Annotated in this window: 27 protein-coding genes and 1 pseudogene; 6 read left to right on the top strand and 22 right to left on the bottom strand. The window is 37.1% G+C overall.

Annotation, left to right across the window (positions count from 1 at the left end):
* Positions 1–57: 57 nt before the first annotated feature.
* From ACPWSO_RS03825 to ACPWSO_RS03805, 5 genes are all read right to left on the bottom strand, one after another.
* Positions 58–192 (bottom strand): hypothetical protein, encoded by a 135-nt coding sequence (locus ACPWSO_RS03825; RefSeq protein ID WP_426081485.1) that lies wholly within the window; start codon positions 190–192, stop codon positions 58–60.
* Positions 193–254: 62 nt separating this feature from the next.
* Entirely contained in the window at positions 255–557 is a 303-nt protein-coding gene (locus tag ACPWSO_RS03820; RefSeq protein ID WP_426081484.1) for a VOC family protein, read from the bottom strand.
* A gap of 452 nt (positions 558–1,009) precedes the next feature.
* On the bottom strand, positions 1,010–1,705 hold the full coding sequence (locus ACPWSO_RS03815) for a hypothetical protein (protein WP_426081483.1): 696 nt from the start codon (positions 1,703–1,705) through the stop codon (positions 1,010–1,012).
* A 230-nt stretch (positions 1,706–1,935) separates the two neighbouring features.
* Positions 1,936–2,136 (bottom strand): hypothetical protein, encoded by a 201-nt coding sequence (locus tag ACPWSO_RS03810; protein WP_426081482.1) that lies wholly within the window; start codon positions 2,134–2,136, stop codon positions 1,936–1,938.
* A 60-nt stretch (positions 2,137–2,196) separates the two neighbouring features.
* Entirely contained in the window at positions 2,197–2,994 is a 798-nt protein-coding gene (locus ACPWSO_RS03805) for a hypothetical protein (RefSeq protein WP_426081481.1), read from the bottom strand.
* Positions 2,995–3,255: 261 nt separating this feature from the next.
* Between ACPWSO_RS03805 and ACPWSO_RS03800 the strand changes: the two genes are divergently transcribed.
* A complete protein-coding gene (locus ACPWSO_RS03800) occupies positions 3,256–3,444 on the top strand; it encodes a hypothetical protein (protein WP_426081480.1) in 189 nt (62 codons plus the stop codon).
* A 52-nt stretch (positions 3,445–3,496) separates the two neighbouring features.
* Here ACPWSO_RS03800 and ACPWSO_RS03795 read toward each other — a convergent pair whose 3' ends face one another.
* From ACPWSO_RS03795 to ACPWSO_RS03780, 4 genes are all read right to left on the bottom strand, one after another.
* Positions 3,497–3,694, bottom strand: coding sequence for a hypothetical protein (locus ACPWSO_RS03795; protein WP_426081479.1), 198 nt, complete (start codon positions 3,692–3,694; stop codon positions 3,497–3,499).
* Positions 3,695–3,738: 44 nt separating this feature from the next.
* Positions 3,739–3,939: a hypothetical protein gene (locus tag ACPWSO_RS03790; protein ID WP_426081478.1), complete on the bottom strand. Its 201-nt coding sequence runs from the start codon at positions 3,937–3,939 to the stop codon at positions 3,739–3,741.
* Positions 3,940–4,004: 65 nt separating this feature from the next.
* Entirely contained in the window at positions 4,005–4,571 is a 567-nt protein-coding gene (locus ACPWSO_RS03785; RefSeq protein ID WP_426081477.1) for a recombinase family protein, read from the bottom strand.
* Between the two features lie 273 nt (positions 4,572–4,844).
* Positions 4,845–5,144 (bottom strand): hypothetical protein, encoded by a 300-nt coding sequence (locus ACPWSO_RS03780; RefSeq protein WP_426081476.1) that lies wholly within the window; start codon positions 5,142–5,144, stop codon positions 4,845–4,847.
* 360 nt (positions 5,145–5,504) lie between these two features.
* Here ACPWSO_RS03780 and fabI point away from each other — a divergent pair, with 360 nt between their 5' ends.
* Positions 5,505–6,260, top strand: coding sequence for an enoyl-ACP reductase FabI (fabI, locus tag ACPWSO_RS03775; protein WP_426081474.1), 756 nt, complete (start codon positions 5,505–5,507; stop codon positions 6,258–6,260).
* A gap of 86 nt (positions 6,261–6,346) precedes the next feature.
* Here fabI and ACPWSO_RS03770 read toward each other — a convergent pair whose 3' ends face one another.
* The 4 genes from ACPWSO_RS03770 to ACPWSO_RS03755 form a co-directional block, all read right to left on the bottom strand.
* Positions 6,347–6,922 (bottom strand): histidine phosphatase family protein, encoded by a 576-nt coding sequence (locus ACPWSO_RS03770; RefSeq protein WP_426081522.1) that lies wholly within the window; start codon positions 6,920–6,922, stop codon positions 6,347–6,349.
* A 191-nt stretch (positions 6,923–7,113) separates the two neighbouring features.
* Positions 7,114–9,024 (bottom strand): endonuclease MutS2, encoded by a 1,911-nt coding sequence (locus ACPWSO_RS03765; RefSeq protein ID WP_426081473.1) that lies wholly within the window; start codon positions 9,022–9,024, stop codon positions 7,114–7,116.
* 455 nt (positions 9,025–9,479) lie between these two features.
* Positions 9,480–9,773 (bottom strand): hypothetical protein, encoded by a 294-nt coding sequence (locus ACPWSO_RS03760; RefSeq protein WP_426081472.1) that lies wholly within the window; start codon positions 9,771–9,773, stop codon positions 9,480–9,482.
* A 140-nt stretch (positions 9,774–9,913) separates the two neighbouring features.
* A complete protein-coding gene (locus ACPWSO_RS03755; RefSeq protein WP_426081471.1) occupies positions 9,914–10,288 on the bottom strand; it encodes a hypothetical protein in 375 nt (124 codons plus the stop codon).
* 250 nt (positions 10,289–10,538) lie between these two features.
* Here ACPWSO_RS03755 and ACPWSO_RS03750 point away from each other — a divergent pair, with 250 nt between their 5' ends.
* A complete protein-coding gene (locus tag ACPWSO_RS03750; protein WP_426081470.1) occupies positions 10,539–11,072 on the top strand; it encodes a DUF2179 domain-containing protein in 534 nt (177 codons plus the stop codon).
* A gap of 257 nt (positions 11,073–11,329) precedes the next feature.
* Positions 11,330–12,265, top strand: coding sequence for a PTS sugar transporter subunit IIB (locus ACPWSO_RS03745; RefSeq protein ID WP_426081469.1), 936 nt, complete (start codon positions 11,330–11,332; stop codon positions 12,263–12,265).
* On the opposite strand, the gene ACPWSO_RS03740 is transcribed toward ACPWSO_RS03745, so the two are convergent.
* The 8 genes from ACPWSO_RS03740 to ACPWSO_RS03705 all read right to left on the bottom strand — a co-directional run bounded on the left by ACPWSO_RS03740 (position 12,234) and on the right by ACPWSO_RS03705 (position 23,832).
* Positions 12,234–12,683, bottom strand: a complete 450-nt coding sequence (locus ACPWSO_RS03740) for a helix-turn-helix domain-containing protein (protein WP_426081468.1) — start codon at positions 12,681–12,683, stop codon at positions 12,234–12,236. The genes ACPWSO_RS03745 and ACPWSO_RS03740 overlap by 32 nt on opposite strands.
* Positions 12,684–12,746: 63 nt before the next feature.
* On the bottom strand, positions 12,747–13,655 hold the full coding sequence (locus ACPWSO_RS03735) for a DUF1803 domain-containing protein (protein WP_426081467.1): 909 nt from the start codon (positions 13,653–13,655) through the stop codon (positions 12,747–12,749).
* Between the two features lie 207 nt (positions 13,656–13,862).
* Complete coding sequence (locus ACPWSO_RS03730) at positions 13,863–14,789, bottom strand: manganese-dependent inorganic pyrophosphatase (RefSeq protein WP_426081466.1); 927 nt, start codon at positions 14,787–14,789, stop codon at positions 13,863–13,865.
* A gap of 165 nt (positions 14,790–14,954) precedes the next feature.
* A complete protein-coding gene (pflA, locus tag ACPWSO_RS03725) occupies positions 14,955–15,719 on the bottom strand; it encodes a pyruvate formate-lyase-activating protein (RefSeq protein ID WP_426081465.1) in 765 nt (254 codons plus the stop codon).
* Between the two features lie 140 nt (positions 15,720–15,859).
* Entirely contained in the window at positions 15,860–18,106 is a 2,247-nt protein-coding gene (pflB, locus tag ACPWSO_RS03720; protein WP_426081464.1) for a formate C-acetyltransferase, read from the bottom strand.
* A gap of 269 nt (positions 18,107–18,375) precedes the next feature.
* Positions 18,376–20,847, bottom strand: coding sequence for a DNA topoisomerase IV subunit A (gene parC, locus ACPWSO_RS03715; RefSeq protein ID WP_426081463.1), 2,472 nt, complete (start codon positions 20,845–20,847; stop codon positions 18,376–18,378).
* A gap of 237 nt (positions 20,848–21,084) precedes the next feature.
* Entirely contained in the window at positions 21,085–23,118 is a 2,034-nt protein-coding gene (gene parE, locus ACPWSO_RS03710) for a DNA topoisomerase IV subunit B (RefSeq protein ID WP_426081462.1), read from the bottom strand.
* 288 nt (positions 23,119–23,406) lie between these two features.
* A complete protein-coding gene (locus ACPWSO_RS03705; RefSeq protein ID WP_426081460.1) occupies positions 23,407–23,832 on the bottom strand; it encodes a CoA-binding protein in 426 nt (141 codons plus the stop codon).
* 204 nt (positions 23,833–24,036) lie between these two features.
* Here ACPWSO_RS03705 and plsY point away from each other — a divergent pair, with 204 nt between their 5' ends.
* Both plsY and ACPWSO_RS03695 read left to right on the top strand, forming a co-directional pair.
* Complete coding sequence (plsY, locus tag ACPWSO_RS03700) at positions 24,037–24,669, top strand: glycerol-3-phosphate 1-O-acyltransferase PlsY (RefSeq protein ID WP_426081459.1); 633 nt, start codon at positions 24,037–24,039, stop codon at positions 24,667–24,669.
* 195 nt (positions 24,670–24,864) lie between these two features.
* Positions 24,865–25,026: pseudogene (locus tag ACPWSO_RS03695) on the top strand (transposase); the annotation flags it as partial.
* A 195-nt stretch (positions 25,027–25,221) separates the two neighbouring features.
* On the opposite strand, the gene ACPWSO_RS03690 reads toward ACPWSO_RS03695, so the two are convergent.
* On the bottom strand, positions 25,222–26,097 hold the full coding sequence (locus tag ACPWSO_RS03690; RefSeq protein WP_426081458.1) for an aldose 1-epimerase family protein: 876 nt from the start codon (positions 26,095–26,097) through the stop codon (positions 25,222–25,224).
* Positions 26,098–26,105 lie beyond the last annotated feature (8 nt).

The following is a 26,105-nucleotide window of genomic DNA, read 5'->3' as shown; positions in this document are numbered from 1 at the left end:
ACTTCTAGTTCTGACTGTAAAAGTTTGTTCTCTTCCTCTAGTTCCTCAATTTCACTTTTAAAAAGAAGTTGATTGACTTTGTTCAGCCTTTTTTATTCTGTTCTTGTTACGTCTTATTCTTAAATAAATGTTATCATTTTTCGCTAAAAATAATTGTCTAATCTGTCTGCCTTCTATCCACTTTTTTATCATTTAAGGTCTCTCCACTTTCTATCCTTTTTGAGACACCTCATCCACTGATCTATCTACATGCTTTAAACCTCTGTTGTTAATTCAATATGGTTTCCTTCGCTGTCAACAAACTCCACTACCCAGTTATTTCCTATTTTAGTTAAAGGAAAACACAAGTCTAAATCTTTAATTTTGTTTTCTAATGTTTGAAGGTTCTCCACTTCAATACTTGGTAAACAATTACTGCCAAAGATATGCTTCTCATTCATTTTCTTATATGCAAATAAGCCTAATCGAAATCCATCTATCTCAAATACACTATAAATATCAGCACAAACAAGTACCTTTTTCTCGAAAAATTTTTCATAAAAATCACAAGAATCCATTCAGTTCTGCTATATGTTTTTCTCTATTAATATCAGCTCAAAAATGAGCTGTTACAAGTGTATTATAATCTACCTGCGTAATTGTATGCAGCGGCTCATTGAGCTGTCAGCTCTGGAGTAATTCCCTCCATAATGCTTACAGATAAACGCAGATACTAGCCCACAATGATTGGAAGCATCTATCGTCCGCATTGGTTCCTTCAGCGACTTATCTCTCACTTCTCCATCTTTTCTTTCAGAATGATACTGAATCAAGTAGGGTGCTACAATTGAAAAATGATTACTTTGAAAAGTGATTGTATGATTTTAGAAATAATCATTGGTCAATTACCTAAAAAAACTTCAGGATCACATTGATTCCTGAAGCTTTACTATTATTCATATTTTTAGTCTGTTTACCTGGTTGATCTCCGTCTGCAAAAGCCGACCAGTTTCCCCTAAAAACAAATTGATTATTCAACAGCTATAATATCGTCTGAATCCAAGTTGGTGTGAGAAAATGTCGGACTCCACTCAGTATAACTGAAGTCAAGGTAATGTTCTTTTGGATCAAACCATAAGCCACCATCCATACTTCCATTGCCACCACTTAAATCAAAATACTGTTCTTGTTTGTACAAACTATAGTTCCCTGTATAGTTATCCACGTAATGATTAACCGTTAGTGTTGTAGGTTCATATTTATTATGTTCATCTACAAAATTACTGAATGCTACATCTGCCTTGTAATAATAATTTATTACTTTTATTTCTGGATTATCCTGTAAATATATTATATCCTCTGAATCCAAATTAGTGTGAGAAAATGTCGGACTCCACTCAGTATAACCGAAGTCAAGGTAATGTTCTTTTGGATCAAACCATAAGCCACCATCCATACTTCCATTGCCACCACTTAAATCAAAATATTGTTCTTGTTTGTACAAATTATATTTCCCTGTATAGTTATCCACGTAATGATTAACCGTTAGTGTTGTAGGTTCATCTACAAAATTATTGAATGCTACATCTGCCTTGTAATAATAATTTACATTTTCACTTTTGATAGAGTTTTTTTTGTCTGCAGCTTGCACATTGCTACGTAAGCCAATTCCTCCAATCACGATCATTGCACTAAACAATACTCCAACAAACAATCTTTTTTTCATAATACTTCCCTCCAATTATTTATAACAATTTAATTTTAACAAAATATATGATAACTGACAAGTTAGTTTTTCGCTACCTTCCTATTGCTTAACTAAGCACCAACTCATTGATACAGTCCTTTAATTCTTGTTATCTCACTTTGTTTACTGTATCCGAATTATCAGCAACAAAATCATTTTTTAAAAGATACATTTATTTAGACTTCCTTCAACTATCATTTTTGGGAAAATCATTCCTTCTCGGATACACTATCACATTCCCAATCTAATTCAGCTACTTCAGCAGCTTCATCTAATGCTATTTCCATTGCCTCGTCTTCATCTTCAGCTTTAACTACAATCGTCTTCCTACAATTTAAAACTACTGAATACTCTTTTGGCATTACTCCACCACTTTCTGATCCTTTTTGAGAAGCTATTTTCAATTCCACTGATACTATGCTTCGCCTCAGATCTTCTTATCGCATAGAATAAATAACAAATAATATGTCTTACTTATTCAGATTTTTGGAGCGAATTTTAGTATTCAATATATTAAACATAGAATCAATCCATGAGTTTTGTTTTTCTAAATAATTTTCAAGTCCGGAAAGAGTGACCACATCGACAAGATATTGTTTCGATTGATAGTTTGGAGAAGCGTAATTGAAGCTATAAACGATATGCTCAGTTTCATCAATGGTTATCTCACCATCATCTTCTAAATGAGACTCGAATAGACGTGAATCTACAACGATCAAAGGAGAATAAAATATGATATCAAAAGAATTTTCGCTGGCCGCTTCTTTGTGGTCTGAATCACTTCTATGAACCTCTATACATGACTTTACAGATGATAAAAGAGAATCAAAAATTTGTGGACTCCCTTTCGTGAAAGGAATAAATTCACTGCGTCCTAGACGTTTAAAAGAACTCGACGGGTGTTCCTTCATTATATCCTCATAGGAAAGAAGCTCTCTATTAATATTATGCTTATGATTTAATAACCCATATCCACCAGTATCAAAACGTTTTTTATTTGATGTGAAAATGACCCAAGGCTTCTCACTCTTTTTTATTTCTACGGATAACTTTGACCAAACAGTTATTTTATCTGAATTTTTACTACTCTTACTCTTATGGGCTTCTAGATCAATTTCTCTTCCTTTATTTTCGTCTTGGTCAATATAATAAGAATTTTCTGTTGTTTGCCAATATTTTGATTGAAATTTTTTGTTTGTTCTTAGTTCAGTTGGATATCCAGATTTTTCAATTTCTTCTTTGATTTTTTTTAATAATTCATTCTTCACGAATACACCTCAATTTTAATCATATTTTTTAGTAAGAAATCATTATTCTGAGTTTCTAATAACAGTTGATCATCTTTCAGCATTACATTTTGAGTTATGCTTTTTCCGTAGAACCTTTCAAAAACTTCTAGTATATAAACAGATCATGTTGCCGGTCCTGACTACTGATCCTTTTTGAAAATTTATTTCACTACTCAAAATCGTAAACAAATTATAAAACGATTGTTATTGTTTGCTATAATTGAAAAGGGAGGTGATTACATGACAAAGATTAGCCTAACAAAATTGGTTGAAGCTAGCAATGCAAAAGAGTATCAAGAGCGGCTTAAAATCGCTATTGACGAATTACAGTCTTCCGATCTTAAAGTTGAAATTCAGCACTCTATGAGTCGTGCTCAAAAAGGTGTTGGATATATGTATTCGGCAATTGTGATAGGAAGATTGGCTTAAAATTTTATTTTGAAACACTAAAGTAGTAGAGTATGACACCTAATAATTTTTGTTAGGTGCTGTCTCTACTATCCTTTTTGAGACTCCTAGTTATTTTTCGACAAAGGTTACCATTCATTTTTCTGTTATCCTTAAAGAACCCTGCCAACTCTTCATTTTTACGTTCAATAACTTGTGTCTTTTCAGTTTCCATCTTAAGTAAACTTCTTAAATAATCAGCTTCTTCTTTTGTCATATCAATAGTAATCATCGGTACTTCCCCCCTACTGATCTTTTTGATTCTAAATTTAAAAATTAGTGATTTATTTTCTCAAATCTTCCTACTCTCAATTCATAAAGTGACCCACAATCCGGACATTTCATCTTTTTATCTTCAAGCTCCTTTACTGCTCGACCACCACAATCACACTCACAAGAATGAGGGGTTCCTAAATATCCACGATAATAATCTCGCTTGATCGGAACTCCCCAATGATCATACACTTGACGTTCCATTACTGTACCTCCTTATATAAGCTTCTCTCTTGATAACAAAGCTGAAACTTGCTTAGAATCGTCCTCTACTCACTTAATTTTCTCTTTTCGAGGTATCTGTATAGTGTTGCTGAACCAATACCTGTCATTTCTCTTATTTCTCTAAGTGAGTGTTGCTTCATATCATATAGCTTTATTGCTTGTTCTAATTTTTTTCCATCTACCGGCGGACGCCCCCCGACTCTTCCACGTGCCCTCGCACTCTTGAGCCCCTCTTTGGTTCGTTCGACAATCAAGTCTCTTTCAAATTGAGCAAATGCCTGGAACACAGTCAACATTAATCGCCCCTGTGGAGTCGTGGTATCAAAATTTTCTTTGTCGCTGATCAGTTTTACATTTTTAGAAGAAAAGTAATCAACCAGATCGATAAGATCCTTCGTACTTCTCCCCAGCCGGCTCCAACTCTCCACAACAACTGTGTCACCTTCTCGAACTACTTCTTTAAGTTTATTTAGTTCCGGACGGCTTGATTTTGTTCCTGATATTTTTTCGGTCAATATTTCATTGCAGTTATATTTTTCTAAAATGTCCAGCTGTCGATTTAATTCTTGTGACTGTGTACTGACACGTGCATAGCCATATGTGTAATTCATGCCCTCACCTCACAATAATTATACCATAAACGGAAGTTTTTGATACATAGTTTTTAATGTAAGTTTTGAGAAAGGAAAGATAAAAATTTGAAGAATAATTTGTCCTTATCCCTCCTCTCTCAAAAACACTCGTTTTTGGTAAACAAAGAGACTGGGACTATTGAAACTAGCTATTTTAATATCCGAAACTAAGCATATCTAAGGTTAAGATTTCCAATTATTATCATTTTATCAGCATATAAATTACTAATCTGTCTTTACAGTGTAACCGTATCATTCCAACAACTTCCTTTGTTTTGAATACTCAGCATACTTATAAACCTTATTGATTTTTTTGCTCTTTATTTCCATAACTTCTACTTCAGTAAGAGACTTTAAGATATTTTTGTGCTGCAGCTCTTCAATCATTGCAGTTAATTGGTAATACTCAGTTAAAATTTGGTCTTCATTTGTCTCGTCAGGTGTACTAGGCCGATAATCATCAAATCCAAACCGTAGAGCCTTTGATAGTGCCTGCTGTATCTCAGCACATTCCTCCATAGCGACCAAAACTAAATGTTCATTGATATTCACAAGTGCTCTCCCCTTTTTGCTTATCATATAGTCTGTTAAGTATACACTTCTCTTCTTTGCTGTTCAATTTTCTTTAAAAGAAAACAAAAACCTCACTGTTTATGAAGTGGAGCTTTGGCAATTCTTATTCAGCTATTTCAAGTAAATATCACTTACTTTTTTTATGCTTTTTTAACATGAAGGATCAGTAAACATCTGTAATCATAGGGTTTTCTTCTTCTAAAAAAATATTTTTCATCACAAATACTTTGACAATCAAAGTATTTTATTTAATAATAGATATACAGTCTTCAAATGATTGAAGAGACTTAGTTTAACTTTAGCAATTACATGATTGCTGATTAAGGAGCGTACAATTGAATGGGATTTTTAAATGGTAAAAAAATTGTAGTTATGGGTGTTGCGAATAAGCGCAGCATCGCTATGGGCTGTGCCTCAGCAATGATTGATCAAGGAGCAGAAATCATCTATACCTATCAAAATGAGCGGATGAAAAAATCACTAGAGCGCTTAGTTGACGGCTCCGCTCTACTAGTGGAATGCGATGTTTCAAATGACGATAGTCTAGCTGCTGCATTTCAGCTTATTGAAAAAGAAGCTGGAAAAATTGATGGCATTGTCCACTCAGTAGCTTACGCAAATAAAGAAGAGTTATCTGGAAACGTAACAGATATTAGCCGAGACGGTTATGCATTGGCACAGGACATAAGCAGTTACTCGCTGCTTGCAGTTGCTAAGTATGCCTTGCCTGTACTGAATGAAGGCAGCAGCATTGTCAGCTTGTCCTATCTAGGTGCGGTTCGCGCTATTCCTAATTACAATATGATGGGGATCGCTAAAGCAGCCCTGGAATCAGCTATCCGCTATTTAGCTGCTGAACTAGCAACTAAAGGCGTTCGTGTGAACGGGATTTCTGCTGGTGCTATTAAAACTTTGGCAGTGACTGGTGTCAAAGATTACCAAAAACTGATCCAGCTTTCTGATGATCGAACACCTGATAAGGTTGGCGTGACAATTGAAGAGGTGGGAAATACCTGTGCATTTTTAATTAGTCCTCTCTCCAGTGGTATTATTGGAGATATTGTTTATGTCGATAAAGGGGTTCATTTGACTTAAAACAAATTTTTAAATCCCTCTCAGTTGGCAGAAGTTCACTACTCTGCCAACTGAGAGGGATAATTTTTTCTAGTCAATCTTATTCGTTAGACTGGCCGATAGGATTCCAACAACCGGAAAGACTCGTCTTCTGTTTCATACTCATATTTCAAAATCAGGCAGTTTGGAACCCCCTTGTTCATTTCTTCAGTAATATCCTGCCAGACATCGAGAAAATAAACACAAGCGCCCGCATGAGAAACTGCAAGTACCGTTTGATGATCTTCATTTCTCATGATTTCTCGGCAAGTTCTAACCAGACGCTCCTGAACCATTGCCTTGGATTCCCCACCAAATTGAACAAAGAAATTCGCCTTCTCCTTATCCTCTGGGTTAAGCTCCTCACTTTCTCCTTCAAAAACGCCGAAATTCATTTCTTTTAGACCTTTTAATCGTTTATAAGGCATTTGATTTTTTGTAACAATTTCCAGAGTATCACTTGCTCTCTCAGCTGTTGAACTATATGCATGATCAAGTTCAATCGTTTCAAAGAATTTTCCTGCAATTTCAGCTTGTTGAATGCCGAGCTCAGTCAGCGGTGAATCACAAACCCCTTGTATTTTTCTTTTTAAATTAAATAGTGTCTGACCATGACGCATCATGTAAAAGGTCTTTTTCACTATATCCCCTCCCCTATTATTGTTCTTCTCCTATTAATTTTATACTGTCAAGTAAGGTACAGGTCAATGCTTTTTGAGAGATAATCAATATTTATCTGCAGAAAAAAGAGCTGCTTAACAGCTTAATAGAGGAAAAGCAATATTTATCTTTTCCATAGTCTATTAAACCGCTGCAGTCTCTTAATAATTTTATATCATTTACCTAATTCATTTTCATTTCGGCGCTCTTTCATTTCTTTATTTAGTTTTTTATGCGCCTTTTTCGATCCTCTAACTAAATCTCGTTTATATTTTCGTTCTGCAAAGGCTTCAAACAAACTATCCAGATCATAATCCTGAGGATAAAGCTCTGCTGCCGTACTAATTAATGTCAGACGCTTAAGCAGGACATCTTCCATTTCCTTTTCTACATAAACCTTTCCGTAATAGTCATCCACTGGTTCATAGAACAAGCCGATTTTTCCAGTATCGTTATTTCGTACCCGGTCTCCTTTGGAAAAGTTTTGAATTGGAGCAGCTGTTGTCTGTTCCACTGGTTTAGCAGCAAGTTCAAATGTTGTTCTGCCAAAATCATAAGAACGATGGTTTAGATAAGCCTCAGCATTTTTCAATACCAGAGGACTAATATGCATTTTCTCAGCAATCCAGAAGGCGTGGCTTTCTCCCGTTTCCCCTAACAATAATTTATATTTCGGTGTTAATGTTTCAGCATCAAAGGCCATACCCGCAGTCATAAAGTCTTCATGCTGTAAGGCAAATTCTTTTATCTCTCCAAAGTGCGTTGTAGCAATCAGCAAACTGCCTTTTTTATACATCTCTTCCATAAGAGCAATCGCTAATGCCGCACCCTCATTTGGCTCTGTGCCGCTTCCAATCTCATCCAGCAGCACTAAGGTATGCCGATTTGCTTTTCTTAGAATCTCGGATAAATTCTGCATGTGTCCAGAGAACGTACTAAGGGAATTTTCAAGGCTTTGTTGGTCTCCGATATCAATAAAAACGTTGTCAAAGACGGCAATGTCTGTACCAGGACCATTTGAGATTAAAAGACCAAACATCGTCATTAGCGACATCAATGCAACTGTTTTTAGCACAATCGTTTTACCGCCAGCGTTTGCTCCTGTAATTACAAGTGCCCGGTTATCAATTCCTAAATCCAGTGATAACGGAACAGGATCTTTCAGGAGTGGATGCTGAACCTTATTTAAAACAATCCGTTCTTCTTTATTAACTGAAGGCTTAGTACCGTTAATGGACCGGCTATATTTTCCTCTAGCAAAGATAACTTCGAGTTCAGTGATGACATCAATACAATATGTGAGTTCAGTCATTTTTTCCCCAATTAGCCCAGTCAGATAGGCTAGAATTTGATAAACCTCTCCTGTTTCTGCTGCTTTTTCCATAATTAGTAAATCATTGTACTTTCTCACTGTATCCGGCTCAATGAAAACAGTCGTTCCTTTAGAAGACTGATCAATAATCGTTCCTGCAACCTTTTGCTTGAACTCAGTCTTAATAGGAACTGTGTAACGTTCATCTTTTATAAGGACGAGACGATCCTGAAGCTTTTGCTGATTTTGACTGTTTGACATAAATTTGCGTAAACGCTGATCGATTTCTTTTTCCAGCTTACTGATTTGATTTCTGATTCGTTTTAGTTCCTTAGAGCTTTCACTTTTTACCCTGCCCCCTTGAACAGAGTCATAAATTGCTTCTGAGATCTCGGAGAAGTCTGCCAAATCATTAGTATAAGAATAAAGAATCGGTGTTTGGTACTGATTTTTCTCAAATAGCTTAGCGATTAATCGAAAGCTTCTCAAGAAGTCCGCGTATTCAATCAATTCACCAGGTTCTAAAACAAGACCTTTAGTAATTTGATTGGTTAGCTGTTCAATTCGAGTCAGCCCCATAAATGGAACGTGCTGACCACTGGCAAGAATAATCGTGGCTTCTTCTGTTTCATCCAGCCATCTTTGAACAGTAGCCAATGAAGAAGAAGGTTCTCGTTTTTCTATATTTTGCTTAGCAAAGCTGCTAAAGGCATATTTTTTAATTTCATCTTTAATTAAGTTAAATTGTAATGCGTTATATATTTTTTTATCCATGATATCCATCCCTTTCAGAAAAGATACCTGACGAATGACGAATAAAATTGCTCAAAAAAAGACGGCAAAAATCCCACCGTCTGAATAATCTACGTATATATTTCGACAGGCATCTCATAAGCATAACAAATAAGCGTACTTACTTGTTTATTAAATTGCTAGATTAGATACCTAAAACACTCATCAATAGTCCTCATTTCATTTTTGAACAATTTCATTTACAGACACTATTATACCGAACTGATTCAAAAAAGCAATACATTTATTTTACATACGCCACCATCTTAGCGATATCCTCTGCTGTCATTGCTGCTTTGGATTTTTCAATCAAGATTTTTTTCCGGTCATAATATAGGCAGGAAACAGTCTAATCTTATCGTAGTAAAGCTCACTGTTTCGTAAGCGATATGTGGATGTTGCAGGAACTGCATTCTTCCCTGTTTGCTGCTTTGTAATCATGTTAAATGCTTTTTAGCTATATCCCCTTGAAGGTTTGGAAACAAAGCAATTTCCTTCTCTAATAATGGGACAATTTCTTTAATCCGTGCTGTGCTAATCGTTGTTTCTTTTTTCGGAAGCTTTACAGCATTTGTGATATATATTCCTAAATCAAGAATATCATCGATGGTCTCCACCTCAATTCCCGCTTTTTTAAATAAAGGAATAGTCGTTGTCATGTAAAATGGCGTATCACTGCTTTTGCTGTAAAAATCATTCTCCGGAATATCTGCAGTCACCTCATTAATCATCAGAACCTTAATCTTATCTGCCTGAATAGACGAATCAGGATAATAAGATAGAATTTGTGCCTGTTCTTTTGGAAAAATTTCAGCTGCTGCTGCTTGTAATTCCTGTCTTATCTGTATTTATTACCTCCATTTTGCTATCATTATGCCTGAAATGCCATATATAAAAAACTAATCGCTGTTATGAAAGCTAACGGCGTCATTACCTGTCTTTCTTTGGAACTCTTTGAAGCCAGATTCATCAATACATTAAGTCCAAAATAAAAGCCGAACCCATAAGCCAAATATTTGGCTGCAATTTGGGGAAATCCAACAGAAAAAATCCCTCCTAATTGAAGCAAAACAAAAATACCAAGTAGCTGTATCAAAACAGAGACAGCACTGGTGATTCTCATTTTCTTTGGCATAATCTTATGGGCACCCCCCATTGCAAATTCTCCTAAAGGAGCACCTAATGCCAATAAAACATATAGAACGGCAACTCCTCCAAGCAAAATACTTCCAACAATTGCTAACATCTCATTCCCTCTTTCATCAATAACAGTATTTTATTATTTAAAGTAGTGTCCTCGATCGCTAAGTTTACACGAAATTGCTCAAATAGTAACTTTTGTAAAAACGAGCACATATGTTCCTTTTCTTATTATACCTTTTCTATTTTTTAACAACAAGAACAGATTGAAAAACTTTTCCCATTTTTCTTTAAATACGCCCATCTTTGTACTATAATGGCTAGATATGATGAATTGATTTGAAAGAAGGATAGCTATGATTGACTTAAAAATGTTGTTAATGATTTTTGTAATCAACTTTGCCTATATCACGCTGAATACGATTCGGTTCATGCTAACAATGAAGGGCTATCGTCTACTTGCTCCAATTGTCAGTATGGCTGAAATTACAATTTATGTTTTAGGACTGAGCATGGTGCTGAATCGACTTGATGATCCTTTAAATCTGCTTGTCTATGCTCTTGGCTATGCAGTTGGGATTAGTGTCGGCATAAAAATTGAGGATTATTTAGCTTTAGGCTATATCATGGTGACTGTAATCCTGCCTTCCACAACTAAACAGTTGAATCTTCCCGAACGGTTAAGAGAAAACGGTTATGGTGTTACGGAAAGTGTAGCAATGGGTAGAGATGGCGAACGAATCGTTTTGGAAATTCTTTCACCCAGAAAAAATGAACGCAAACTTTATCATTTGATTAATGAAATTGAACCAAGAGCTTTTATTATTTCCTATGAGCCAAAATACATTTCCGGCGGCTTTTGGACTAAAAAAATTAGAAAAAGAAATTAGAAGAAGAGTGGGACATTAATCAGAAAAAATCTGATCAATGCCCTACTTTTTTGTTTTAAGCAATCGAAATAGATAAATGCAAGTAAATAATAATTGGCGCTAAACTTAAGAAAATTGGTAAACTATATGTAGAGAAAGGTGTGCGGCATAGAAAAAATTAGACTAGTTTTCTGTTTAAGAATCCAGCATCTTTTCAAATCATCAATTATCTGTTAAACTAAATATGTAACGAGTTGGTGACAAGGATGGTGATTTTTATGTTTATATATGTAGGATGTGCAGGCGGAATGACCTCTAGTATGTTTTGCCAGCGAATTGTTCGAGCGATTGAGACTCTAAAATCCCCTTTGACAGCTGTTTTTGAGGATGTAGGGACAATCATTCGTAGAAAAAAAGAGTTTGAGGGGAATTATGACTTAGTCTTTGCTTATGGGGGAATCGACTTCATAAGTCCAGTGAATGCGTATGATTTTGGGACAACCTTTGACGTAGTCTTTGTTTCTCCTCAAGTAAGACATATGACTAAATACAAACGGGAAATTCTGGAGGATTATCCAACCATCGTTGAAGATATTGGAATGAAAACCTTTGGCACAATGAATGGTGAGGTTGCCTATGAAAATCTGTTGGAAGAGCTGATTGCTTTGGACTACCAGCGTTCTTCTACCTCAGGCAAACATCCTGAAACAAAAAATGGTGACAAAAATATCGAGCTGCTGGTTTTAGGTGCAGATAGAAATGATGCTTTTTTTAAGTCTTTCTTTTCAGTTTGGGAAGCTGCTGGTCTGCGTGTTTTAACAGGAAGTTATTCTTTAGAAGCACTCTTTGACTTTAAACCAGAAAAAGATTTTGATATTCGCGTTCTTTTTGGTAATACCAGTCAGCTTTCCAGCGATGAGTTTCCTAAGCTTTCTCGAAGAATTGATGGCGTCTTAGCCGTTCCTTTCGCTAACTCTTCTTTTGAGAAAATAAGACATTGGTTTGAAGACTATGCTATACCAGTCTATGTTTTTGACAGTAGCAATTTAGCAATAAAAAAAGGTGAGCCGGAAGCTCACCAGTATGCATCAATTTTTGATGAGATTGTCGCTAACTCAGAGTATACAAGAGAAAATAGTCCGCCGCAATGGGAAACCCCTCCGCCAAAAAAACAGCGGAAATCTACTTTGTTTGGTCTGGTGTCCTGGGAATAAATGATCGCTCTGCCAGTAATAGCCATTGTGACCACTCTTTTTTCGAGGAAAAGAGAAACAGTGTTATTTCTTTTCCAAAAAATCGTTCGAAAATTTGAAGCTGTCGTCCCTCTTTGAAGGCCGTTTCAGCTTCTTTTTCTATTTCAGAAAACTCAATCGAATCAGTTCCCTTGTGAAGGATAATGCTATAAAGAATAGATTGCTCAAATTTAAGAGGAGGATTATCTTTTTGCTCCGGCAAAGGACCAAACACTCTGCTCATTGCCTCGTAAGTTGTCAACCAAACTGTCCCGCTTTTTCGAATCTCATTTTCCTGAAAACGACCTCTGGAAACAGCTTGCCGCAGTGTATTACCGCTGGCTAACCCCCATCTTTCAGCAGCCTCGGTAAATGTCAGCACTTGATTCAAATCAATCATCCTACTTGCCTCCTCTCTCATTTATGTCTGAACAACAAACTAGTTTACATAATATAAATATCGTTAACTATATATAGAATATCTTAATTGTTGGCCAGTTTTTAAAAACCTAAGCAGACATTGCTGATAAAATACATGCTTCATAAATACACGTTCCTGCGCATCAGCCGCCTCTTGATAAACAGACAACTCCTCATAATGTACTGATGGTTTTAGATTCTCCTTATTTAAAACTGGATAGCTCAGCTCCCATTGATTATCCTCCTGAGATAAATCTCCTGTTAAAAGCAGTGCTTCTAAAAAGATGTTGCGTTTATCTGCTATTCTTCTTTTTTTAATAACAGAACGAAAGACACGAAAGGCCTGGCTAGCAAAATAATGGCTATCTACATCACCGATAAGCTGTTGAAGCGGCTGATAGCTGTTCGGTATACCACCTGTACCTAATGCTGCAATTGCTGTAAAATAGCTTGGCAAATCAAAAGGATAGCTGCTTTTAGGATGAATGGAAACAAAGGATAACTGCTCATTTCCAGCAGTGTTTTTCTCAAAAAAAACTGGAGCTGCTGAAGAAGCCACACCAAAGAAATAATCCTGTTCTTCTGTGAAAAGGCTATCCCAAAGCATTTCACCATAAAAGTTTACTTTCTCTATTTCAGTATAGCCATTAATGCGTTTCTCTACTTCATTTATTTTTTCCTCTGAAACTTTTGAAAAATCTTCCGCTGAAAAAAAAGAAATAGTTAAAAAATATCTACGTTCTTGACGAGAAATTAATCTAAAATCAATCATTTCCTCTAAAAACTGCTCAAAGCTTTTATCAGAAAAAACCTTTTTTAAATCCCGCAGAATAATCTCCTCTTGTTGATGCTTCTGAAAATAAGCAACGACTTCATTGAATAATGGATTATTAACTAATTTATTTAGCTTTGCTTGTTTTTTATGCTGAAAATAATAAGTTATTTCTGTCAATCACTTCACACTCATTTCTACTACCATTTAGATACATTTTGAAGCATTAGAATCAAACATTTTCATGACAGCTGGAGAAGCTTTCCTAGCCAACTCTCATTACCTATGTAATTTTTATGGAAGACAATAAAAAATTATCCTCTCTCTTAAATACGTACAGTAAACATTTTAACGGCTGAAGCAATCCGCTTCAGCCGTATATGTTGATTAACTAAACGCTTCTGTTAATTGAGGTACAATTTGCTTCTTACGGGAAACAACGCCCTTCAAGAATGCTCGGTTATTCTCCAGCTTAATATCAAAAGCTTTTTCAACTTCATTCATTGAATCGCCAACGATTAGAAGCTCTGAATCACTTGCAAGAATATCTGTAATAATCAATACAAAAAGATCGTAGTGATTTGCAGCGCGTTCAGCATTCATTGCCGCTTCCAACTCCACTTGACGATTTAGCACTTCGTTCAAATCAACAGTATTTACCTGAGCAATACGGACGCTTTTCGCTCCCATTGGAAAGCTCTTCGCATCAAGATCCAGCAATACTTCAGCAGGCTTACCACTAAGGTTTGTTCCTGCTTTCAGCATATCTAGTCCATAGCCTTCTAAACTGATTTCAGCGATGTCTGCTAAAGCATTAGCCGCCTGAATATCTTCCTCTGTACACGTAGGCGATTTAAACAGCAATGTATCAGAAATAACTGCAGAGACCATCATCCCAGCAATCTGCTTTGGAATGGTAACATTATTTTCCTTAAACATTTTATAGATAATTGTACTTGTACAACCAACGGGCTCCGCACGGTAGTACAATGGATCAGCCGTTTCAAAGTTAGCAATTCTGTGGTGGTCTACAACTGAAAGAATAGTTAAATCCTTAATATCAGCAACACTTTGCTGGAATTCATTATGATCGACCAGCATTACCTCTTGTGTTTCGTCACCAGCTTTTTCAATAATTCTCGGTGCATCTACATTAAAATAGTCCAGTGCGTATTGCGTTTCTTCGCTAGGTGTACCTAAAGCAACCGGCACTGTATTTTTACCTAATTCCTTTTGTAAGTATGCAAAGCTGATCGCAGCTCCAATTGCATCTGTATCGGGGTTTTGATGGCCAAAAACAAAAATTTCTGACATGTGTTTACTCACTCCTTCTATAATCATTCATTATTAATAATAACAAAAAATTGAAAAGAAACAACCGTTTTATCTATTCTTTATCATAAACTCCAGCTGCCTTCTCAAGACACGGAAAAATAACCAGCTGCATTCATATCAGCTGCAGCTGGTTAAGCTAGGCTATCAACGAGTGAGATAACCTTTGTAGTTAGTGACATGAAGAAGATTTTTAGCATTTGCTACCCGTTCCTCTGTTGGCGGGTTAATCCCCTCCAATGGATAATCAAGCCCTAAATCATCCCACTTATATTTCCCCATAGTATGATAAGGTAAGATTTCGACCTTATCAACGTTGTTTAACTTCTGTATGTATTCGTCCAAGCGAATCAAATACTCATCGTAATCACTACGTTCTGGTACTAGAACATGGCGAATCCAAACTGGCTGATTAATCTCAGAAAGGTATTCTGCCATTTCCAAAATATTTTCATTTCCTAAGGAAGTCAGTTTTTTATGCTGTTCATTATCAATATGTTTGATATCGAACAAAATCAAGTCCGTATATTTCATTAATTCCTGGAATTGGCTGAAAAATGGTTCTTCCCTAGTAAATGGTTTACCGCAAGTATCTAATGTCGTATTGATTCCTTGTTCCTTGGCTTTTCTAAATAAATCAATTAGAAAATCCATTTGCAGCAAAGGTTCTCCTCCACTTACAGTAATTCCGCCCTTATCACCCCAGTACGAACGATATTTCAGTGCTTCCTGCAATACTTCATCTGTAGTAACAACTTTACCGCCGGAACCAATTTTCCATGTGTCTGGATTATGACAAAATTGGCATCTCATACGGCATCCTTGAGTAAAAACAATAAAACGGACACCAGGCCCGTCAACGGTACCAAAATTTTCTGTAGAATGGATTCTTCCTGTAACTGCTTCAGTCATATTTCTTCTCTCATTTCTTTAAAAAGTCGAAACCACACAAGCATTCTTAATAATGCCGGTCGATTCGCCAGTTCATTTTAAAAACCCGGAACAAAATTAATTATAAAATTGTCCCGGGCGTTATCAATTAATTGTTTAAATTATAGTTTGTCATGTGAAGTTCTTGAAATAACATCTGCTTGTTGTTCAGGTGTCAAATCACGGAATTTCACGGCATATCCAGATACACGGATTGTAAGGTTAGGATATTTTTCTGGATTCTTTTGAGCATCCAATAATAGTTCGTTTGTGAATACGTTAACGTTCAAATGATATCCACCGTTGTCAAAGTATCCGTCCATTACGTTACGCAGGTTGTCAATTCTTGTAGAATCATCTTTACCTAGTCCGTTTGGATTGATTGTTTGTGTATTAGAGATTCCATCTAATGCACTTGTGTAGTCTAATCTTGCAGTTGAGTTAAGAGAAGCCAACAAGCCATTTTTCTCACCTAGGAATTTACCGTCGCGGTAGCTTGGGTTTGCTCCTGGAGCTAATGGTTTACCTGCACGGCGTCCATCAGGAGTATTACCAGTTGCTTTACCATAAACAACATTTGAAGTAATTGTTAACAATGAAGTTGTAGGTTTAGCATTGCGGTAAGTATGCTGACGCTTGATTTGAGTCATGAAGTACTCAAGAATCCAGTTTGCCATTGCATCTGCTTCTTCGTTGTCGTTACCGTAAGTTGGGAACTCATTTTGTGGAACATAATCCACAGCTAATCCATCTTCATCACGGATAACTTGAACATTACCATGTTTGATAGCCATTACTGAATCGGCAGCATGTGAGATTCCTGCGATACCTGTAGCAAAGGTACGTTGTAAATCACTTTCCATAAATGCTAATTGAGGTGCTTCATACGCATGTTTATCGTGCATGTAATGAATAACGTTCAATGTATTTACATATAATTCAGCTAACCAGTCCATGATATCTTTGAATTTATCCATGAAGTCATCAAATTCCAAAGTATCGCCAGTCATTGGACGGAATTTAGGAGCAACCTGCATTTTAGTCTTTTCATCTACCCCGCCGTTGATTGCGTAAAGAACTGCTTTTGCAAGGTTGGCACGTGCGCCAAAGAACTGCATATCTTTACCCATTACAGTTGCAGATACACAACATGCAATTGCGCAGTCATCAGAACCCCAGTTAGCACGTAGTAAATCATCATTTTCAAATTGGATTGAAGAACTTTGTTTTGCAATCTTAGATGCAAAGGTTCTGAATCCTTCTGGTAAATGAGAAGAATACAATACTGTTAAGTTTGGTTCTGGAGATGGTCCCATGTTTGTTAATGTATGCAGGATACGGAAATCACTCTTAGTAACTAATGAACGTCCGTCTAAGCCCATACCAGCAATCGATAATGTTGCCCAGATTGGATATCCTGAGAATAATTGGTTGTATTCAGGTGTACGAGCGAATTTAACCATACGCAATTTCATAATCAAATGATCAATCAATTCTTGTGCATCAAATTCAGTAATGACACCATTGTCTAAATCACGTTGGATATAAACATCAAGGAATGCAGAAACACGTCCGATAGACATAGCTGCACCATTTTGAGATTTAATAGCACCAAGATAACCAAAGTATAACCATTGGATTGCTTCTTGTGCATTTGCAGCTGGTTTAGAAATATCACAGCCGTAAGTAGCAGCCATTGTTTTCAAGTCAGCCATTGCTCTGATTTGTTCTGAAATTTCTTCTCTCAAACGGATAACATCGTCAGTCATAACTTTGTTACCAGTGTTGTTTAAGTCTTTTTTCTTTTCAGCAATCAGAAAATCCATACCATAAAGAGCGATACGACGGTAGTCGCCGATGATACGTCCGCGTCCATAAGCATCTGGAAGTCCAGTAATAATTTTATTTTTACGAGCAGCTCTCATTTCAGGAGTGTAAGCATCAAATACACCTTGGTTATGTGTTTTTCTCCACTCAGTAAAGATTTTTGTCATTTCATCATCAACTTCATAACCATTAGAAGTTAATGAATGATTAGCCATGTTGATCCCGCCGAAAGGCATGAATGCTTGTTTTAAAGGTACATCAGTTTGAAGACCAACGATTTTTTCTTCTTCTTCAATCAAGTAGCCTGGTGCATGTGACGTAATAGTTGCAGGAATATTGTTATCCATATCGTAAACGCCATTTTTCTCATGCTGTACTTCAAATAATTCCTGTAGTTTTGTCCACAATTTGTCAGTGCTCGGTGCGATTGGTTCTAAGAAACTGTCATCACCTGTATATTCTGTATAGTTTCTTTGGATAAAATCACGAGTGTCAACCGATGTTTTCCATTTTTCGCCTTTAAAGCCTTTCCATTGCTCCATGTTGTGCCTCCTTAGAATATGCTGTTAACAACTATAACAGCTTTATGTGACAAGTATAACACATCTCCTGATTTATGCAAGCCTTTACTTGTTATTATTTTATCTATTTATGGTATATTATAAAATAATTATGGATAACCCTTGATATATAAGGATTTTAATTTTGTGAACATTTTCACTTAATAGTTTTTTAATCATTTCTCATCTGTTTCTTTTGTTCTAAAAAACAGGCTCAACTGTACTAATACAGTCGAGCCTGTTTCTATTTTTTATAGAACAGTTTCATCTGGTATTTCCAGACTAACTAATTCATGAACTTCTATGATGCCTGTTTCCTCTTTTTCATTTATGAAAAATGAACCATTTGAAACTCGGTCATTAATTGGAGCATCTGCAGAGTTAATCGTCATACGGTTGCCTTTTTGAGTGAGAATCAACAGCTGCTGATTGGTCTCGGTTGTGCTTTCTCCCATATAAACTACTCTATGAGGATTGCTCTTCAACTCTCTAAGTACCATTAATCCACGTTTCGCACGACCTAGCTGATTTAACTCCTGTGCAAGCATCCGTTTCATACTGCCTCGCTGAGTTAAAATGGTGATAGGCGTATCTCCATTTTTATAAACAAGCAGGCCATTTACTACAAAATCATTTTCTTTCAGATTAATTGATTTCACTCCGGCAGCTTTTGCACCAACAACTGGTACCTCGGACAACGAGTAACGCAAACCAAAGCCGCGATGACTAACCAGGAAAACATCCCAGCCAGAGGGTTCAGCTACTTTGCATACATTCACCAGCTCATCATCTTCTGACTTCAGTTTCATACAGGAAACCGGACGGCTGCGATACGTGCGCCAAGGTTCAAACTCAGTCATTTTAGTCTGCTTAATCATGCCTTCTTTAGTAATGAAAACAAATGCGGCGTTTTCATCTAGTGTTTTATACGGATAAACAGCAATGATGGATTCATCAATTGCCATTCCCCCAATCGTTTGAGAAATATGTTCGCCGATGTCTTTCCAGCGCAAATCAGATAACTCGTGAATCGGACGGTAAATGACGTTAGCCTTATTCGTAATCAGCAGAATATGATCCAGCGTGTTGACCTCACCGACGAAGATTGGAAAATCACCTTCCTTCATCCCCAGCTCTTCTGGTTTAGAAGCAGCATACGAGCGTAAACTACTGCGTTTGATATACCCTTCCTGAGTTACTGAAACAACGACATCTTCTTGTGCAATCAGAACTTCTGTCTCAATCTTAATTTCTTCGATTTCATCTTCAATCTTAGTCAGGCGGTTGGAAGTATATTGTTTTTTCACTTCTCTCAGCTCTTTTTTCATGACAGATAACAAGGTTTTTTCATTATTCAGAATTTCATTTAAGCTCTGAATTTCCTCGTTTAATTCCTTTGCTTCTGCTTCCAGCTGTGTAATATCTGTGTTTGTTAAGCGATACAGCTGTAAGGTGACAATTGCTTCAGCCTGAGCTTCAGAAAATGCATAGGTCTCTACTAGATTATCTTTTGCATTTTTCTTATCTTTACTTCCTCTAATTGTAGCAATTACCTTATCCAGAATAGAAAGGGCTTTTATTAGACCGTCAACAATATGCTGGCGTTTCTTAGCCTTCTCAAGCTCAAAACGGCTGCGATTGGTAATCACTTGCTTTCTATGTGTGATGTAGCTTTCTAAAATACGCAGCAGACCTACCTGATGCGGCGTCATCTTATCGATTGCAACCATATTGAAGTTATAGTTAATCTGTAGCTCAGTATTTTTGAAAAGATAGTTAAGAATTCCTTCTGCATTTGCATCTTTTTTTAATTCAACTACCATTTGCAGCCCTGTCCGGTCAGTCTCATCTCTCACTTCAGCAATTCCATCGATTTTTTTACTTAAACGGATTTCATCGATTTTTTTCACCAAAACAGCCTTATTTACCTCATAAGGAATCTCAGAGATGATAATTTGCTGTTTACCACCCTTTATATCTTCAATTCTGGTTTGTGAACGGAGAATTACTTTGCCCTTGCCCGTTTCGTAAGCCTTTTTAATTTCTTCTTTTCCCTGCAAAATTCCCCCAGTAGGAAAATCTGGACCAGGGATATATTCCATAATTTTTGCCAGTGAAGCATTGGGATGGTCAATAAGGTATATTGTTCCATCGATGACTTCCATTAAATTGTGAGGTGGAATCTCAGTTGCATATCCTGCAGAAATCCCAGTTGAACCATTCACAAGCAGATTGGGAAACTTCGCCGGTAAAACAGTTGGTTCCTTTTCTGTATCATCAAAATTCCAAACGAAATCTACGGTTTCTTTCTCAATATCCCGCAGCATTTCTCCACTAAGCTTCGATAAGCGGGCTTCTGTATAACGCATTGCAGCAGGTGGATCGCCATCCATGCTCCCGTTATTCCCATGCATTTCGATAAGAACTTCTCTTAACTTCCAATCCTGGCTCAGGCGCACCATGGCTTCATAAATACTGCTGTCGCCATGAGGATGATAGTTCCCCATAATATTTCCTACTGACTTCGCTGATTTTCTAAAGCCTTTATCAAACGTATTGCCGTCCTTATTCATCGAATACAGGATTCTTCTTTGTACGGGCTTTAGCCCATCTCGAATATCCGGCAATGCACGTTCCTGAATAATATATTTGGAATAGCGGCCAAATCGGTCGCCCATTACTTCTTCAAGAGTCAGTTCCTGAATTTCCTGACGTTCTTCCAAAACCGTCACTCCTTTGCAAGGTTTGAGACTTGGGCATCATTCCTGTCTCTTTCTTTGTTCTATTTTCAACTAAACCAAATGTCAAACTGGTTTTTTTGATGCTAAACATTTTTGGTTCAATTCATTTAATCTGCTGTTAGTTCTTCTTTTACTTCACAGAAGCCATTAAGACAACAGCTCTTCTATCATCGCTGTAAGTACCCGTTTATCCTTATCTTTAAACAGAAAAACAATCGATTATAAATCTAGTGAAATTTCTTCAAAAACCGGTTCTTCTGATTTCGCTGCTGGCTCAGGCTGTGCTGCAATAGCTGTTTCATCCTCTTGCTTATCAAGGATGCTGCCTTCCTCCTCTAAGGTAAACTGAACATGTTTCTCAATCCACTCACGTCTTGGCGCTACTTTATCCCCCATCAGGGTAGTAACCCGACGTTCCGCTTTGTCATCTTCATCGATTTTCACTCGAATCAAGGTTCTTGTTTCAGGGTTCATCGTTGTTTCCCACAACTGGTCTGCATTCATTTCACCCAGCCCTTTATAACGCTGAAGCATATAGCCTTTTCCGATTTTCTTTGTTGCCAATTCTAATTCTTCATCTGTCCAGGCATATTCCATTATTTCTTTTTTTCCGGAACCTTTTGATACTTTATACAATGGCGGTAATGCAATATATACTTTACCGGCTTTAATCAACTGCTTCATATAACGGTAGAAAAATGTTAACAGCAGCACTTGAATATGGGCTCCGTCCGTATCCGCATCGGTCATTATGATTACCTTATCATAGTTGCAGTCTTCAACTGAAAATTCTGCTCCCACACCTGCACCGATGGTGTAAATCATTGTATTAATTTCTTCATTTTTTAGAATATCCTGCATCTTGGCTTTTTCAGTATTTAATACTTTTCCGCGTAGCGGCAGGATCGCCTGAAACTTCCGGTCACGTCCCTGTTTAGCGGAGCCTCCAGCAGAATCTCCCTCCACTAGATACAATTCATTTCTTTTAGGATTGCGGGATTGAGCAGGCGTTAGCTTACCAGAAAGTAGTGATTCTTTTTTCTTTTTCTTACCGTTCCGGCTTTCTTCTCTGGCTTTCCGGGCAGCTTCACGAGCCTCCCGAGCTTTAATTGCCTTACGAATCAACATCTGACTTAGATCGTTGTTCTCCTGAAGATAGAAGACCATCTGCTCGCCTACTGCTGTATCTACGGCATTTCTTGCTAATGGTGTTCCCAGCTTTTCTTTTGTCTGACCTTCAAACTGAAGCAGATTTTCAGGAACTCTGATAGATAAAACAGCTGCTAGACCTTCACGGAAATCACTACCTTCAAGATTTTTGTCCTTTTCTTTCAAAAGCCCCACCTTGCGGGCGTACTCGTTATACGCTTTCGTCATAGACGTCTTCATTCCCACCTCATGGGTTCCGCCGTCTTTTGTTCGAACATTATTTACAAAGGACAATACGTTCTCTGAAAAACCATCATTATATTGATATGCCAGCTCTACCTCAATACCATCTTTCTCTCCGGAAAAATAGACCACTGGAGTAAGGACATCCTTTTCTTCATTTAGATAGTCAACAAATTCCTTGATTCCTTCTTCATAATGAAAGACTTCTTCCTTTGTTTCCTCTTCTCTTAAATCCTTTAGAACGATTTTAACACCCTTCAAAAGAAACGCTGATTCCCGTAAGCGTCCAGCCAATGTTTCATAAGAGAACTTAATAGTCGAAAAAATCTTTTCATCTGGTAAAAATGTTACAGTCGTTCCATTCTTTTTTCGTGTTTTTCCAATTTTTTTCAAGGTGCCAACTGGCTTTCCGCCATTTTCAAAGCGTTCCATGTACTCGACACCGTCTCGAACAATACGAACCTCCAGCCATTTAGAAAGTGCATTAACCACACTCGCCCCTACGCCGTGAAGTCCGCCAGATGTTTTGTATCCTCCCTGGCCGAATTTTCCGCCGGCATGGAGCACTGTAAATATCACTTGAACAGTCGGGATACCAGATGCATGCATACCAACCGGCATACCACGTCCAGAATCTTCTACTGTCAAGCTATTATCTTTATTAATCGTTACTCTAATTTCATCACCATATCCGGATAATGCCTCATCTACCGCATTATCAACAATTTCATAGACTAAATGGTGTAGTCCTCTACTGTCAGTAGACCCGATGTACATTCCCGGGCGCTTACGAACAGCTTCCAGTCCTTCTAATACTTGGATGGAAGAATCGTTATATTCATTGTTTACTTTTTTCACCAAAGAAAAAACTCCTTATACTTGGATTTCTCGCAGCTTCAGCCACATCATTACAATGATACTCTAAAAGCTCTCAAAAAAAAAGAGCTTTCCTAGGTTGTGCTTAAAAATACCAGTGACGAATTTTTTTAGAAATTTTTCTGTCCCTCTGCTTCAGAAATACTCGCTTATTCCATTATAAGCTATGCTTTCTTTTTGGTTTCCACAAAAAATCTCAAAAATTCGGATTTCACTGTCTTTTTCAGCTACACCTAAATAGGCAGCTCTTTCTTAATAATATACGTAAAGTCATTAAGAAGACATTTTTGCTAGCTCTATTTTAATGCATCGATTCATGATAATATCATTTCGTCCAGCATTTTTCAATAGTTCAGCTGCTTCTTCACTTTCCAAGCCCAATTGTGCCCAGAAAACACCTGCATCTGTTTGCAGAAATTCTTCGGCGACCTCTGGCAGGAATTCACTTCTTCTGAAAACGTCTACGATATCAATTTTTCCCGGAACAGACTGTAAATCCTTATAAACCTTTTCGCCGAGAATCTCCTGACCTTCAAGAACAGGATTAACTGGAACTACTGTGTACCCTTTATCCTGAAGCAGTTTTGCGATTTGATAACTGGTCCGCTCTTCTTTATTGCTCAAGCCGACAACGGCAATTCGCTTAGCTTCTCTTAAATAAGAGAAAATTTGTTCATCTGACGGATTCTGAAATGTCATGATTGATCCACCTTTCCATTACTTCATCTTTCTCTATTCTATCATTAAATATCAAAAAAATCTGTTTTATACGTTAGATTGACTATGCCGCTACAATCGTCAGCCCTTCCAGTTTTCTGAAAGCCATTAAGAATTCATGATTGTTTGGAAAAATCTTTCATGATAAAATGAAGTCTAGTTTGAATAAAAGAAAGGGGCGTACACATGAAACTGGTACTATTACTGTTCATCGCCTATTTATTAGGATCTATTCCTTCCGGGGTATGGATCGGAAAATTATTTTTTAATAAAGACATTCGTGAATATGGTAGTGGAGGAACAGGAACAACCAATACCTTTAGGATTTTAGGAAAAAAAGCAGGAATCGTTGTTTTACTAATGGATATTTTAAAAGGAACACTAGCTACTAGTCTGCCAATGATATTTTCGATAGCTGTCAATCCATTAATATTTGGGGTAGCCGCTGTATTAGGACATACCTTTCCGATTTTTGCTAAATTTAAAGGAGGAAAAGCTGTTGCAACCAGTGCAGGGATGATACTAGCCTATAATCCTTTGTTTTTCCTTTATTCTGCGGCAATTTTTGTTATTTCTCTCTTCATTTCCAGTATGGTTAGCGTCACTAGTATGGTCAGTGCGGTATTGATTACCTTATCAACTATCTTTTTACCTTATATTTTTCCACAAATATTACCACAATTTGATTGGCTGCTGACAGCCATTGCTGCTGGCTTGACTATCTTCATTTTCATCCGCCATAAAGACAACATTGGCCGAATCAAGAATGGAACAGAAAACAGAGTGCCTTTCGGGCTTAACACAAAAAAAGAAAAATAATTATAAAAAAACCAGAGACAAGCTGCTAAAATAACTTGTTTCTGGTTTTTTGATACATTCAGCTGCTTATGTCTTATTTTACTGGTTCTAGAATATTTTGTGTTGGTGGAAATTCCTAAAGGAAAACCCATCAGCACTTTTCTGAGTGTTCAAACACAAAAACAGATAAAATGAAAGCGGCCAGAACCACAAATTGATGGTGTTACAGAAAGATTGAACAACAAAATGAAAGACATCCAGCGAGCGGCTTATGGGTATCGCAACTGCTATCCTTCTTGTTCACGTATTTACCTTGTTCAAGGTCTTTTTTTCTCAATATTAAAAGGAGACACGCAACCAATAGCTCTGCAGCTATAGAGGCAAAACATAATGAACTTATAGGCTTATCATTGGCAGCGGTCCTCCTAGTTCTAAAAAAGAACTTGAAACAAAACCAGAATGTCTCTGATTTTTATTTCAAGCTCTACAAGTTTATTCGGTTTTTGTCCTGCCAACACAATTGTCATGGAACCATTGTCATTGTACTCAGTTGCAAAGTTGCTTATTCAACGATTATTTTACACCAATCGTATAATCTGTTTTAAATAACTTGTTTGCTGCTAAACGATTGATGCCGAATTTATCAATTAGCTGTCCATTGCTTTCCACAGTATCTGCAATTCCGCACCATGGTTCAATACAGACAAACGGTGCTTCAGTAGCATACGGTGACCAAATCCCGACAAAAGGCATATTCGTATAGCTTAAAGAAATTCCTCGCTCGCCTTTGTCGCTTTGGATAATCACCTTGTTTGCTCCAGGTGTTTCAAAAATAAGCGCGTCGTTCACAAACAGTTCCCGACTTAAATCAAAAGCCGCACTTGTTTGTCCCAATGTTTTATTTTCTAAATCAAGATAAGGTCCAGAAAGCGGAATTTGAATACGGTCCTCATTTGGTTCCAAAGAAAAATAGTAGTCGGTTAAATCCAAATCCTTTTCTAAAGGCACATTAAATGCGGGATGTCCCCCGACAGAGAACAACATTTCTTCTTTCCCCGTGTTCTCTACCTGATAAGAAACCTTGATGCCCTTATCTTCAAGCTCGTAAGTGATAACTAGTTCGAAATCAAATGGATAGACCTTTCTTGTCTCGTCATTGCTTTTTAACGAAAGAGAAACCAGACCATCGCCTTGTTCAAGGACTTCAAAGTCTTTATCTCTTGCAAAACCATGCTGGCCCATCGGATAGACCTTATTCTGATAGGTATACCGATCATCCTTAAGTCGCCCGACAAATGGGAAAAGAACTGGTGCGTGTCTACCCCAGAAGGCAGGATCAGCCTGCCAGATATATTCTGTATTGGTTTCTTTGCTTTGTAAACTCACTAGCTCAGCACCCGCTTCAGCAATTGTCGCTTTCAATTTCTCATTTTCAATGACGATTGTCATATCTCATC

This window comes from Enterococcus sp. LJL51, assembly GCF_049894025.1.
Taxonomy (GTDB): Bacteria; Bacillota; Bacilli; order Lactobacillales; family Enterococcaceae; genus Enterococcus_L.
The sequence above is the reverse complement of the archived record's forward strand: the minus strand, read 5'-3'. Positions and strand labels throughout refer to the sequence as shown.